Source organism: Psychrobacter sp. 1Y11 (genome assembly GCF_052259045.1).
GTDB lineage: Bacteria > Pseudomonadota > Gammaproteobacteria > Pseudomonadales > Moraxellaceae > Psychrobacter.
In genome coordinates, this window is sequence record NZ_JBQQER010000008.1 from 59566 (window position 1) to 73636 (window position 14071).

At 45.1% G+C, this 14071-nt stretch carries 11 protein-coding genes; all 11 read left to right on the forward strand.

Annotation, left to right across the window (positions count from 1 at the left end):
- The first annotated feature begins 298 nt into the window (after positions 1-298).
- The 11 genes from ACTXGJ_RS08665 (at position 299) to ACTXGJ_RS08715 (ending at position 13983) form a co-directional block, all read left to right on the forward strand.
- Entirely contained in the window at positions 299-835 is a 537-nt protein-coding gene (locus tag ACTXGJ_RS08665; RefSeq protein WP_439243904.1) for a gamma carbonic anhydrase family protein, read from the forward strand.
- 99 nt (positions 836-934) lie between these two features.
- Complete coding sequence (locus ACTXGJ_RS08670; protein ID WP_439243905.1) at positions 935-1642, forward strand: HAD family hydrolase; 708 nt, start codon at positions 935-937, stop codon at positions 1640-1642.
- Positions 1643-1780: 138 nt separating this feature from the next.
- A protein-coding gene (gene prfB / locus ACTXGJ_RS08675; RefSeq protein ID WP_439243906.1) for a peptide chain release factor 2 occupies positions 1781-2876 on the forward strand; the annotation gives its coding sequence in 2 pieces (ribosomal slippage) (positions 1781-1852 and positions 1854-2876; 1095 coding nt in all).
- A gap of 67 nt (positions 2877-2943) precedes the next feature.
- Positions 2944-3228: a pyrimidine/purine nucleoside phosphorylase gene (ppnP, locus tag ACTXGJ_RS08680; protein WP_439243907.1), complete on the forward strand. Its 285-nt coding sequence runs from the start codon at positions 2944-2946 to the stop codon at positions 3226-3228.
- A 200-nt stretch (positions 3229-3428) separates the two neighbouring features.
- Positions 3429-4562, forward strand: a complete 1134-nt coding sequence (locus tag ACTXGJ_RS08685; protein ID WP_439243908.1) for a DNA topoisomerase IB — start codon at positions 3429-3431, stop codon at positions 4560-4562.
- Between the two features lie 139 nt (positions 4563-4701).
- Positions 4702-6375 carry an AMP-binding protein gene (locus ACTXGJ_RS08690; protein ID WP_443565672.1) on the forward strand — a complete coding sequence of 558 codons (1674 nt, stop codon included), beginning with the start codon at positions 4702-4704 and terminating at the stop codon, positions 6373-6375.
- A 57-nt stretch (positions 6376-6432) separates the two neighbouring features.
- A complete protein-coding gene (locus ACTXGJ_RS08695; RefSeq protein WP_443565673.1) occupies positions 6433-7218 on the forward strand; it encodes an SDR family NAD(P)-dependent oxidoreductase in 786 nt (261 codons plus the stop codon).
- A gap of 103 nt (positions 7219-7321) precedes the next feature.
- Positions 7322-7891, forward strand: coding sequence for a L,D-transpeptidase family protein (locus ACTXGJ_RS08700; RefSeq protein ID WP_439243914.1), 570 nt, complete (start codon positions 7322-7324; stop codon positions 7889-7891).
- A 295-nt stretch (positions 7892-8186) separates the two neighbouring features.
- Entirely contained in the window at positions 8187-10784 is a 2598-nt protein-coding gene (clpB, locus tag ACTXGJ_RS08705; RefSeq protein WP_439243916.1) for an ATP-dependent chaperone ClpB, read from the forward strand.
- 180 nt (positions 10785-10964) lie between these two features.
- On the forward strand, positions 10965-12185 hold the full coding sequence (locus tag ACTXGJ_RS08710; RefSeq protein ID WP_439244025.1) for a PQQ-dependent sugar dehydrogenase: 1221 nt from the start codon (positions 10965-10967) through the stop codon (positions 12183-12185).
- 148 nt (positions 12186-12333) lie between these two features.
- The gene (locus ACTXGJ_RS08715; protein ID WP_439243917.1) at positions 12334-13983 is read left to right on the forward strand and encodes a BCCT family transporter; all 1650 of its coding nucleotides are present in this window, start codon (positions 12334-12336) and stop codon (positions 13981-13983) included.
- The last annotated feature ends 88 nt before the right edge of the window (positions 13984-14071 follow it).

A 14071-nucleotide genomic window follows, 5' to 3' on the forward strand; every position in this document is an offset into this window, starting at 1 on the left:
AGCCTAAGCAAAAATAAGAGTGCTCTAATTCAGAATATTATTAATTTATAAACCCATTATGCAAAACGACAAATAATATACTTATAAAACGGCTGGATTTTCAGCGATAGCTTTGCCACAATGGATTGCTTTTGCAGTGGGTGTTTTTACTGCCTACTGCTCCAAATGATTTCGCCTTGCAAAAGCCGCCTTAAAACAAGTCAATGCTAACAGGCCGAAGGTTTGCTGCCTATAATAAGCTTATAACAACTATTTTGTACGGACGATAACACAATCATATTATAAACAAGGATAAGTTATGATTTATCAGTATTTAGAAAAAACCCCCGAGTTTGCTGCCCCTTTTAATGGTTGGGTTGCCGATACGGCGCGAGTCATTGGCGATGTTTATTTAGGTCATCAAGCCAGCGTTTGGTTTGGTGCGGTGATTCGCGGTGACAACGAGCGCATTCATATCGGTGACTATAGCAATGTGCAAGAAAATAGCGTGATTCACACTGATGCCGGTATCGAAGTCAAAATCGGCGATTATGTCACTATCGGGCATTTAGCGATGTTACATGGCTGTGAGATCGGCGATAACAGCTTGATTGGTATCGGCGCGGTGGTATTAAATAAAGCCAAGATTGGCAAAAACTGTATTATCGGCGCTAAGGCTTTGGTCACCGAAGGTAAAGAGATCCCGGACAACTCACTAGTGATGGGCGCGCCGGCCAAAGTGGTCAAGACTTTGACTGACGAGCAAGCTGCGATGCTCAAACTCTCAGCCATGCACTACGCAGATCGCTGTCAAAAGTTCAGAACGGGTCTGACTGAGATTCAGGCGCCTGAATAAGCTCTACATCTATTTAAAATCATAAAATTTAATAGTCTTAATAGTAAGCAAGCGCTCTTATTTTAGAGCGTAACTCTTTATCCTCAGTGAGTATGTATTATGAATAAACCTTCTACCCCAATCTCTTCGACCAATCGGACATTAGCTTTGTTTGATTTAGATCATACTTTGCTTGATGTCGATAGCGACTATTTATGGGGAGAGTATATCGTTAAACATGGTTTGGTGGATGAGGCCGAGTATCGTACCGCTAATCAGAAGTTTTATAATGACTATATAGAAGGTACTTTAGATGCGACTGAGTACAATGAGTTTGTCGCGCAGTTTTTGAGTAGTTTACCGATGGACAGGCTTGATGAGTTACGTGAAGACTATATCAAGTCAGAGATTGAGCCGCATATTCGTCCAAAAGCGATGGAAGTCTTGTGTGAACACATCGAGCAAGGTCATGAAGTAGTGATTATCTCAGCGACCAATAACTTTGTGGTATCGGCTATCGCTCAGCGTTTCGGCATCGAAGAGGCTAACGTGTTATCGACGCCGTTGGAGGTTGTCGATGAGCGCTATACCGGTAAATTGGCCGATAAGCCCAACTTTCAAGAAGGTAAGATCTATCATCTCGATAAGTGGCTTGATAAAAAGCAATTAGCGGGCATCGAGTTTGAAAAGACTTATGCTTACTCTGATTCTAAGAATGACATTCCACTATTAGAATGGGCCGATATTGCTGTCTGCGTATCGCCTGATAAAGCTTTACACGCGCATGCATTAGCGCATCGTTGGGCGGTTGAAGACTGGAGTATTTAGCGTTGATTAAAAGTTTAATTTTTTATAGGTCGTTTAAGTCATAATTCACGGCTTAACTTCTATATTACAAGTTATACATAGGCAGTCTTCACTTAATAAAAGTAAAACTCTATAAAAATCAAGACTATAGGAAAACTAATGGAAATTAATCCGTACCAAGAGCAAATCAAAGACTTATCGACGCGTGGACAGGACCTTCGGAGGTATCTTTGACTTCGATGGCAAGCAAGAGCGCTTAGAGGAAGTCAATTTAGAGATGGAGAGTCCGGAGCTGTGGAATGATCCAGAACGCGCCACCAAAATTAGCAAAGAAAAAAGTCAGCTCGATAGTGTCATTGAGATAGTGGTATCGCTTGAAACTACGCTTGAGGATGCAGCAGCGATGCTAGAGCTCGCGGTCGAAGCCGAAGATGAGTCGCTACTTAAAGACGTGCAAAGCGAGCTAGACGACGCTGAAAAGCGTGTGGCTGATTTGGAGTTTCGCCGGATGTTCAGTGGCGAGATGGACCCGAACAACTGCTATCTAGATATTCAATCGGGTAGTGGCGGCACCGAGGCGCAAGATTGGGCGGAGATGCTACTGCGCATGTACACGCGCTGGGCGGAAGCACACGGTTTTAAAGTTGAAGTGATCGAAGTATCTTCAGGTAGTGTCGCCGGTATTAAGTCTGCCACTATTGAGATCAAAGGGGATTATGCTTTTGGCTGGCTACGCACTGAGATTGGCGTGCATCGTTTGGTGCGTAAGTCACCCTTTGATAGTAATAATGGTCGTCATACTTCCTTTGCTGCCGTATTTGTGTCGCCTGAGATTGATGATGATATTGAGATCGATATCAATCCTGCTGACTTGCGTATCGACACTTATCGCTCATCGGGCGCCGGTGGTCAGCACGTCAATACCACAGACTCGGCAGTACGTATCACTCATGAGCCAAGCGGCGTGGTGGTCACTTGTCAGAACGAGCGTAGCCAACATGGTAATAAAGCCACCGCGATGAAGATGCTACGCGCCAAGCTTTATGAGCTTGAAATGCAAAAGCGCATGGAATCGCAGCAAGCGGTGGAAGACAATAAGTCTGATGTCGGTTGGGGCAGTCAAATTCGTTCTTATGTACTTGATGATTCGCGTATCAAAGATTTGCGTACTGGGGTTGAGACTTTCAATACCGGCGCGGTACTCGATGGCGATCTCGATCAATTTATTGAGGCTAGTCTCAAAGCGGGATTATAATTTTTATTTTGAAATATTTTTAATGAGATTTTAATATTAATCGTTTGATAAACCTTAAGGAAAAATAATGCCAAGCGTGAATAACTATTTTGATAATAAAGTGACCTCTATCGCCTTTCAAACGTCCACTCTACCTGCGACTGTCGGGGTAATGGAGGTAGGCGAGTACGAATTTGGCACTAGCGAATTTGAAACGATGAGCGTGGTCAGTGGTGCTTTAACCGTTAAGCTGCCAGATAGCGAGGAGTGGCAAACCTTTAACGCTGGCGAGCAATTCACCGTTGAAGCCAATCAAAAATTTAATGTAAAAGTTGAAGTGGAAACGGCTTATTTATGTGTTTATGGCAAATAGTGAGTAAATAAGCGCTTTTAGCAAAACCTCTATTACTATCAAAAACGCCAAGTTCATGCTTGGCGTTTTTTTTATGGTCCACTATTTACACAGCACTACATATTCTCTGTGTCAATTTAACAGTAAAAAGCGCTTGAATTCATTATTCTAAATTATTGGTATTCAACTTTAAAAATAATGAATGATAAGGGTTTTGGTTTATGGCAAATAAGGCTCAAGTACAGGCGGCTCTAAATCTTCGTCATGATTATGAGCGCTTAGCTAAGCAAGCTAAACTACGCTATGTCAGTGATGAGGAGCCAGGATTTGAGCGTCGCCGTCACGGACGCGGCTTTACTTATCGTGATGCAACAGGCAAAACGGTTAAAGACAAAAAATTGCGCCAACGTTTTGAGGCTTTGGTCATTCCGCCTATGTGGTCTGAGGTTTGGATATGCCAACATGAAAACGGTCATCTACAATCAACAGGGCGTGATGATAAGGCGCGTAAGCAGTATCTGTATCATGAGCTGTGGGATAATGTACGCGATCAAGCCAAATTTGAGGCGATGAGAGGCTTTGCGACCGCCTTACCTAATCTGCGCGCGCAAGTTGAAAAGGATCTAGAAACTGAGACTTTATCACATGATAATGTTCTCGCTGCGGTAGTCAAATTGCTAGAGACTACTTTGATCCGCATTGGCAATAGTCGCTATGCTAAGCTAAACAAAAGCTATGGTCTTAGTACTTTGCGCAGTAAGCATGTGAGTGAAACAGAGAATGGCTTGGCCTTCGATTTCGTCGGCAAAAGTGCCAAAGCGCATCATATCGAGCTGCAAGATGAGCGCCTAATCGACATTGTGCAGGCCTGCTCTGAGCTGCCCGGGTATCAGATATTTAAATACTTAGATGATAATGGCGACAAACGCGTTGTGGATAGCTCTGATATTAATGAGTATCTGCGTCAGCATCTGTGTGAGGATAGCGAGGCCGCCTCGGACTGCGTGAGCAGACTTTATAGCGCTAAAGACTTTCGCACTTGGATGGCCAGTGTACTGGCAGCTAGTTATTTATATGATGAGCTACAAAACGATAACGGCGAAGAGATTCTAGCGAGCGCGCCTGATAGTAAGCTGCGGCAAGAGTTAGTTACCGAGATGGTCAAGGATGTCGCTGAAGAATTAGGTAATACGCCAAGCGTCTGTCGTAGCTCCTATATTAATCCTATTATCATTGAGAAGTTCTTAGCAGGAGAATTCTATGAGGATTATAAACACGCTCGGCGCGGACGCAGAAAAAAGCATCAAAGCAGCGAGGAAAAAGCCTTACTCGGGTTTTTACATGGCTTAAAGTAGGGCTTGTTGAAATAAAACTAGAAATGCGTTACTAATAGAGCAAGTTATCAAAGTATGTCAAAGTACTTCGTAGCTTATAACTTTTAATAATGATCGCTCAAGCCTACGCGCTTGCCGGCTACTGCTAAAGGATTAGCCTATGACCTCAATCACCTCTTCTTCAAAAGACTATTACGAGTATTATAATACCTTCAATATGTCGTCACTGCTGACAGAAATATTTGGCGATTATCCGGAGGATCGTCTCAATGCCTACATGGCTTGTTGTGGTCGTCATATTCGAGCAGGACAAGGCAACAAGATAGCGCTAGTACAAGAAGATACTGCTAATAACATTACTCGTATCAGCTTCGATGAGCTCGATAAAGCCAGTGCGCAAGTGGCCAATCTATTACAGTCTTATGGCGTAAAAGTAGGTGATCAAGTCGCTACTATGTTGCCTCGCACACCCGAGCTACTGATTATTGTGCTTGCTACTTGGCGCATTGGGGCAGTCTATCAGCCGTTATTTACCGCCTTTGGCTATGATTCGATTAAGTATCGAATGGATAAAGCAAAAACCAAAGTCGTATTTACCAACAGCGACAACCGTAGTAAGTTTGCCGACTTAGCGCAGCAGGCAAAGATGGTATTAGTTGGGAATAGGGATGAAGCTCAAAAGTGGCCTGAAGATGATTATAATGAGAGTGTCGCTCAGCAAGCGCAAAGCTTTGAGCCAGTAGTCTTAGATACTGACGCGCCCTTTCTGCAAATGTTTACCTCCGGCACAGTAGGTAAGTCTAAAGGCGTCAGCGTACCGTTAGCCGCGCTGCCAGCATTTTATCTTTATATGCGTTATGCGATTGACTTACAAGAGTCTGATAATTATTGGAACATGGCCGATCCGGGCTGGGCTTATGGTCTTTATTATGCGATTACTGGGCCATTATTATTGGGTATGACCACTCATTTTAATGAAGCAGGCTTCGATGCTACTGATACCCGCGACTTTATGCTGCGTCACAACATTACTAATTTAGCCTCATCACCGACTGCTTTTCGCATGATGAAGTCGAGTGGTGTTTTTAAAAGAACGTCTGATGATGATAACGATGAGCAACCTTCATTACGCGTTGCCAACTCCGCAGGCGAGACTTTGAATACCGAGGTAGTTAGTTGGGTTGAGAGCCATCTAGGCTGCAAGGTTTGTGATCAGTACGGACAGACGGAGACTGGCATGACTTGCTGCGAGCATCATGCCCTACATCATAAGTGTCCAGTAGGTTCGATGGGTATGGCGCTGCCTGGTCACCGCTTAGTCGTATTAGATGAGGATATGCAAGTGCTCCCTGATGGCGAGCAAGGACAACTGGCTGTAGTAGTCAGTCAGTCGCCGGCCTTTTATTTTCGAGGTTATAGTTGGAATGAGAAGCAAGCTTTCGTTGATGATTACTATCTCACTGGCGATGTGGTTGAACGCCATAGTGATGGTACTTATTGGTTCTCTGGGCGTGACGATGATATTATCGTCACCGCCGGTTATCGCGTAGGACCAACGGATGTCGAAAACACGGTATTAGAACACGATGCCGTTGCTGAGTCAGCGGCAGTCGGCATCGCTGATGAGGCACGAGGTCATATCATTAAATCTTTTGTGGTACTAAAAGAAGGTGTCGAAGGTAATGATGAGCTTGCAGAGCAGATCAAAGCCTTGGTAAAAGAGCGCCTATCCGCTCATGCTTATCCTCGTCAGGTCGAATTTGTGGATTTCCTGCCTAAAACGCCGAGTGGCAAAATACAGCGTTTTTTATTACGTAGCTTAGCCGACAGCTGAACGAGCGACTAGGTAAACTCACTGAGAATAAAATTCAAAAATAATTAAGGAAGATCTATGCAAATACAAGGTAATAGCTTTTTAGTCACCGGCGGCGCATCAGGATTAGGCAAAGCGGCTGTACACGCGATTGTTAATCAAGGCGGTAACGTCATCATAGCGGATCTCAACGAAGACGCTGGGCAAGCACTGGCTGGTGAGCTGGGTGACAAGGCGCGCTTTGTGCGCTGTGATATCACTAGTGGCGATGACGTCCAAGCGGCTGTTGAAAGGGCTGAAAAGGAATTTGGCAGTATTGAAGGTTCAATCAACTGTGCAGGCATTGGAGTTGTCCAAAAGCTATTGGATCGTGAGAATAATCCAGCCGATCTTGATGAGTTCACGCGCGGCGTCACGATTAATCAAGTCGGCTCATTTAATGTGGCACGCTTAGTCGCGGCGAGTATTGCTAAGCGCGTAGCAGCTAACGCCAGCCTTGATAGTGAACAAAATGCTGATAACGGTATCATTATCAATACTGCTTCTATCGCCGCTTTCGACGGTCAAGTAGGACAGGCAAGTTACGCGTCTTCTAAAGCAGGCGTGGTCGGCATGATGTTGCCGCTAGCGCGTGAGCTGACTCGTCATGGTATCCGCGTCATGACGATTGCACCAGGCGTGTTTGCGACCCCAATGATGCAGAGCTTACCTGAGAAAGCACGTACCCAGCTTGAGGCTGCCGTACCTTATCCTAAGCGTTTGGGCGCGCCTGATGAGTTTGCTAAGCTGGTTACTCATATCATCGACAACCCTTATCTGAATGGCGAAGTGATTCGCATCGATGGTGCGATACGTATGGTATAAAGGGTTAAGTCGTATCTCAACTTAATTCATAATTCTTGCACAAACCTTGGCATAGATTGTTGTTATCTTATGACTAATTTTTAGTTTTAAGAGAACAAAGTCTATGTCATTTTTATTTCCAACTACTCATAACAAACGCTTGCCGTTATTGGCTGTTATGACCCTTATCCTTATAACCCTGATTGGCTTAAGTGCTATAGTCTTTGCAAAAGATTCTGCAAAACTTAGCCAGCCTATACCCAGTGATGTCACTATCGATAAAGTCTATGTCGATAAGTCCGAGCGGGTATTAAAGCTATTGAGTGAGGATAAAGTCGTGAAAAGCTATCATATTGCTTTAGGCGACAGCCCAGCGGGTCATAAGCGCCAAGAGGGCGACGAGCGTACGCCGACAGGTAATTATAAGCTCGATTATAAAAATGAAAACTCTAGCTACTATCGCTCCATTCATGTGAGCTATCCCAATAGTACGGACAAAGCACAAGCCAAAAAACGCGGGGTCAGTGCAGGCGGTGATATTATGATTCATGGACAAAAAAATGGTCTTGGTCATTTGGCTACTATTACGCAGCAGCGCGATTGGACGGATGGCTGCATTGCCGTGACTGATGATGAGATGGATGAGATTATGAGTATTTATAAAGCAGGAATGCCGATTGAAATTGTAGAGTAGCTTTATCATCTCATTAGCTATCTATAGCGTTTGTTCTTGATAGAGCAAGCGCTTTTTTATTAGCAATAAATTTTTATTTAGGTACTGATTTTTTCTCTAAAATTTCTTGAAATAGAGCACATAAACACTTATTAATGAATAAACGTTTATATCATTGCTATTAGTAAGGTTTTTATCGTTTTATCGCTTGAAATGACGGCCACTATACCTTATATAGATAGCAACCAAAGGCAAATAGGCTAACCTAATACTTATAAAAGCCTGTTGCCATAATAAATTATCGAAGGATTAAAATATGAGATTTGAGAAGTTTACGCAGAAACTGCAATCTGCCATTCAAGAAGCGCAAAGTCTGGCGTTAGGCCGTGATAATACCGGTATTGATCCGGTGCATTTATTAGCAGTGTTATTGCAAGATGAGTCAAATATAGCGATTTGTCAGCAGGCGGGCGCATCTATTCCGGCGCTCAAGAACGGCGTGGCTAAAGCGCTTGATAATCAGGCTACCATCAGCGATCCAACAGGCGATGTCAATCTAAACCCAAACTCGGTGAAGATTTTGAACTTAGCCGATCGCCAAGCGCAAAAAGAAGGCGATGATTTTATTGCGACTGAATGGGTGCTTTTGGCACTGGCTGAGCAAGGCGAGACTAAGAAGATATTTGAGAGTGCCGGGGTTACCGCGGATAGGCTAAAGACAGTGATTGAACAGCTACGCGGTGATGAAACTGTCAATAACCAAAACGCTGAAGATCAACGCGACGCGCTCAATAAATATACTATCAATCTAACTGAACAAGCCGAGATGGGGAAACTCGATCCGGTCATCGGCCGTGATGAAGAGATACGCCGTACCATTCAAGTGCTCTCGCGCCGGACCAAAAATAACCCGGTGCTGATCGGTGAGCCAGGCGTTGGTAAAACTGCTATCGTAGAGGGCCTCGCGCAAAAAATTATCAATGGCGATGTGCCAGAAGGTCTGCGTCGTAAAGAAGTATTATCGCTAGATTTGGGCGCGCTTATTGCCGGTGCTAAGTTCCGCGGTGAGTTCGAAGAGCGCCTCAAAGGCGTGCTTAGCGATTTGGCCAAGCAAGAAGGTAATGTCATCTTATTTATCGATGAGCTGCATACTATGGTTGGCGCCGGTAAAGCCGACGGCGCGATGGACGCTGGCAATATGCTCAAGCCTGCGCTCGCCCGCGGTGAGCTACACTGCGTTGGCGCAACGACGCTAGATGAGTACCGCCAATACATCGAAAAAGATGCGGCATTGGAGCGCCGTTTCCAAAAAGTGCTCGTTGATGAGCCAAGCGTTGAAGATACCATTGCCATTCTACGTGGTCTCAAAGAGCGTTATGAGCTGCATCACGGGGTCGATATTCAAGACAGTGCTATTATTGCCGCGGCGCGCATGAGTCATCGTTATATTACCGATCGCAAACTGCCAGATAAAGCCATTGACTTAGTTGACGAGGCGGCAAGCCGTCTGCGCATGGAGATGGATAGTAAGCCTGAGGCTTTAGGTAAGCTTGATAGCCGTCTGATTCAGCTCAAGATGCAGCGCGAAGTACTCAAAAACGAAGAAGATGCTGGCGCGCAAGCGGAGCGTAAAGTGCTCAATCAGCAGATTGAAGAGCTTGAGAAAGAGTACGCTGATCTCAACGAAATTTGGCAAGCCGAAAAAGCGCTGGTTAAAGGTAGTCAGCAGCTCAAAGACGAGCTGGACAAAGCGCGTATCGCTTATGATAAAGCGAGCCGAGAAGGCGATTATGAGACCATGAGTCGCTTACAGTATGAGACCATTCCGCAGCTAGAACGCCGTATTACCGAGTCGGATTTAGCGGAACAAGAAGAGCAAGCAGATGACGCGATAGGTGGCAAGCTGCTGCGCACAAAGGTTACCGATAATGAGATTGCCGAAGTGGTCAGCGCGGCTACGGGTATCCCGGTCAGTAAAATGATGCAAGGCGAGCGCGATAAACTGCTAGCGATGGAAGATAAACTGCATGAGCGTGTGATCGGTCAAGATGAAGCGGTAGAGTCGGTCGCTAATGCGGTGCGTCGTAGCCGAGCGGGGTTGTCTGACCCAAATCGTCCTTCAGGCTCGTTTTTGTTCCTTGGGCCAACGGGGGTTGGTAAAACGGAGCTGACTAAATCGCTAGCGAATTTCTTATTTGATAGTGAAGATGCACTGGTTCGTATCGATATGAGTGAGTATATGGAGAAGCATAGCGTCAGCCGTTTAGTTGGTGCGCCTCCTGGTTATGTCGGTTATGAAGAAGGCGGTACTTTGACTGAAGCAGTACGCCGTAAGCCTTATAGCGTCGTGCTATTCGATGAAGTCGAAAAAGCCCATCCCGATGTGTTTAACATTTTGTTGCAAGTGCTCGATGATGGTCGCTTGACCGACTCGCAAGGCCGAGTAGTGGATTTCAAAAACACGGTGATCATCATGACTAGTAACTTAGGCTCGCACAAGATTCAAGAGATGGTCGGCGAGAGCTATGACGATATCAAGTCGGAGGTGATGGATTCAGTCGGCGAGCATTTCCGTCCAGAGTTCGTTAACCGTATCGATGAGATTGTGGTCTTCCATGCGTTAGGGCAGGCGCAAATGGCGGGTATCGCTGATATTCAGATGGAGCGTCTACGCGATCGCTTGCAAGAGCGCGAGCTAGATATTACTTTATCTGATGAAGCGATGAGTCAACTAGTAGCGGTCGGCTATGATCCAGTGTATGGTGCACGTCCGCTGAAACGTGCTATCCAGCAAGAGATCGAAAACCCATTGTCGTTGCGACTATTAGCAGGTGACTTTGTCGCCGGCGACATTATTAAAGTCGATGTCGGCCAAGATGATAAATTGACTTTTGATAAGCTTAGAATGAGCTAATAGCCATTTTAAATTGAGAGTTGATTTCTAAGCAAAACTAACCCTTTATCTGCCATAGTAGATAAAGGGTTTTTTATTGCATAATTTCTGTTCGGAGCGACCTGAAGCTTGCTATATTAGAAGACAGACGTCAGCTATAAAAATTAGACTAAAAATATTCAAAGGATAAAGACTATGTTAATGGATAGCCTAAGAAATAAACGCGGCCTAATTAGCTTACCGCTGACTATAACCGTATTACTATTTAGCACTGCCGCTTGTTCAGAACCAACGACTGCGACAGCAAATACAGAAAAAGCCAGTACTGGCGAGCGAGCAGAGGACAGCAAACCCAGCTTTACCACCCAAGCGATAGCGACTTTTGATGAGCCTTGGGCGATGACAGCGTTACCTAAAAACTCAAATAGCACTGAGCCAAAATTACTTGTCACGCAAAAAACAGGTGAGCTATTTATTGTCGATACTGCGACAGGCAAGAAGACGCAAGTCACAGGCGTGCCAAAAGTCGGTTATGGCGGGCAAGGCGGACTTGGTGATATTATCCTAGCGCCAGATTTTGCGACCACTGATGATGTGTATATCAGCTATGTTGAAGCGGGCACAGGTAGTGAGAGCAATACCTATGGTGCAAAGGTTATCAAGGCTAAGCTGACCGGACTGGACACCGCTAAGCCAAGCTTACAAGCGATCACATCGATCTGGCAGCAAGTGCCAAAAGTTGAAGGGCAAGGCCATTATAGTCATCGTTTATTGTTCTCCCCCGATGGACGCTATCTATATATCAGCTCAGGGGATCGGCAAAAAAAGGATCCAGCACAAGATATGATGATGAATTTGGGCAAGATTATCCGTCTACATCCTGACGGCTCAGTCCCTACAGATAATCCTTATGCTGATAATACGGGTATCAGTCAACAGTTCTGGACTACCGGTCATCGCAATGTGCTTGGCATAGCCTTTGATGATAAAGGCCGACTTTGGCAGCATGAAATGGGGCCAAGAGGCGGTGATGAGTTTAATTTGATCGAAAAGGGGGATAACTACGGCTGGCCGCTAGTGTCTAATGGCCGCAATTATTCAGGGACTGACATTCCTGATCATGACACGCGTCCTGATTTTACTGCGCCGAAAGTCAGCTGGACGCCTGTCATCTCACCGTCATCGATGAGCCTTTACGCTTCTGGCAGTCACAATGATTTCCCGGCTTGGCAGGGTAACGCTTTAATCAGTGGCTTGTCTTCAAAAGCGTTAATAGTAGTAGCGATGGATAAGGAGCAAGCGGCGGAGCGCTATCGCTATGATATGGGCGCGCGCATTCGTAGCGTATTGAGCGTCGATGGCGAAGTGTATCTGTTAGAGGATGGCAACAGTAGTAAGCTGTTGAAACTGGTACCTGATTAAGGCTTAACTCAAGTCTAAAGCACTCCTTGGTAAGGCTAACTGACAATGATTCTAGCGTATTACAACTAGGACGTACTATGTAATTTATTGATAATAAAGAGTTGTTTTGTTAAAGTAATGCTTCTAAAAAACTAAGGTTATGAAAACAATGGATCATGTTAAGGTTGAAAGGTTAGGCCCTTTTCCGAGGGTTAATAAACCTGTCTTCATCACGTCAGGTATTTTAATCGTTGGTTTTATCATTTTTGGGGCATTTTTTACTGAAACAGCAGGAGCGCTCTTTACCTTTTTACAAAGCTTTATTACTACCAATTTTGGCTGGTTCTTTATCCTGCTAATGAACGTCGCTTTAGCATTTTGTATTTATCTTATAGCGAGCCGTTATGGCGATATCCGGTTAGGCAATCAAACGGAGCGTGCGCAGTATCCGCTATTTTCATGGATTGCGATGCTATTTTCGGCAGGGATCGGTATTGGACTAGTCTACTGGGGAACTGCAGAGCCCTTGTATCACTATATGGCGCCACCAGTAGGAGAAGCGGAGACTATAGAGTCAGCCAAACAAGCGATGAATATCTCGTTTTTGCATTGGGGCTTACATGCTTGGGCTATCTATACTATCGTCGCGCTAGCGTTGGCGTATTTTCATTTTAGACGCGGTCTGCCACTCTCTATTCGCTCAACTTTATATCCTATTCTCGGTCAAAAGATTTATGGGCGCTGGGGTCATACGGTCGATATCTTAGCGGTATTTGGTACGATGTTCGGTGTTGTAACCTCACTAGGTCTAGGGGTTATGCAAATTAACTCAGGCCTTGAAGGGTTATTCGGTGTACCAAACTCTATCACTGTCCAGTTCGTTATTATTGCAGCGGTGACGGCGCTTGCTTGCGGATCACTGATGCTAGGGCTTGATAAAGGCATCAAGCGCTTAAGCGATATCAATATGGGCTTCACCGGTGTGCTCCTCGCTTTTATGGTAATTTTGGGTCCGACGCTATTTATCTTTGATAGTTTTTTTGAAAATATTGGTAACTATCTAGCAGCTGTAGTGCCCCTTAGTTTTTGGGGCGAAGCTTACAGCGGCACCGATTGGCAGGCAGGTTGGACGATATTTTATTGGGCATGGTGGGTGAGCTGGGCACCATTTGTAGGGGTGTTTATCGCTCGTATTAGCCGTGGTCGTACCATACGCGAATTTGTATTAGGGGTACTACTGATCCCTATGACGATCTTGTTTTTCTGGTTTACTACCTTTGGCGGCGTGGCTATCAACATGGAGCTATTAGCCGGTTTAGATCCCGCCGTAGCCAGCCCAGGCTTGGTGGAAGCGGTACAAGCTGATACTGGTAGCGCTATCTTTAAGCTCGTTGAGTACTACCCATTAACTCAGCCGATTACTTTTTTAATTGTAATTATGATTGTCTTATGGTTTGTGACTTCATCAGACTCAGCAAGTTTTGTCATTGATATGCTCACAGCGGGCGGCGATACCAATCCACCGAAGATTCAGCGTCTGTTTTGGGCGATTATGCAAGGCCTTATCGCTGCGATATTACTTGCAGCGGGTGGCTTAGGTGCATTGCAAGCTGCGGCTATCGTCGCAGGATTACCTTTTGCTTTGGTGGTGTTTACGATGATGTACGCTTTATGGCGTGGTCTTGGCCGTGATCGCTTAATTCTCTACCGCGCTCAGCAGCGTTTTATTACTGATGAGTCTATCGATCATAACACTGCGGATGAGTTTACCGATGAGCACTTACTCAAAGGACCGCCAAAGATTGTCAAAGGCGATTAATCTTTAGCTTAGTACTATAAACAGGTTATCAGTCTCAATCTTTAAGAAGGTTGAGACTTTTTTATGTCCATAACAAAAGCCAAAATAG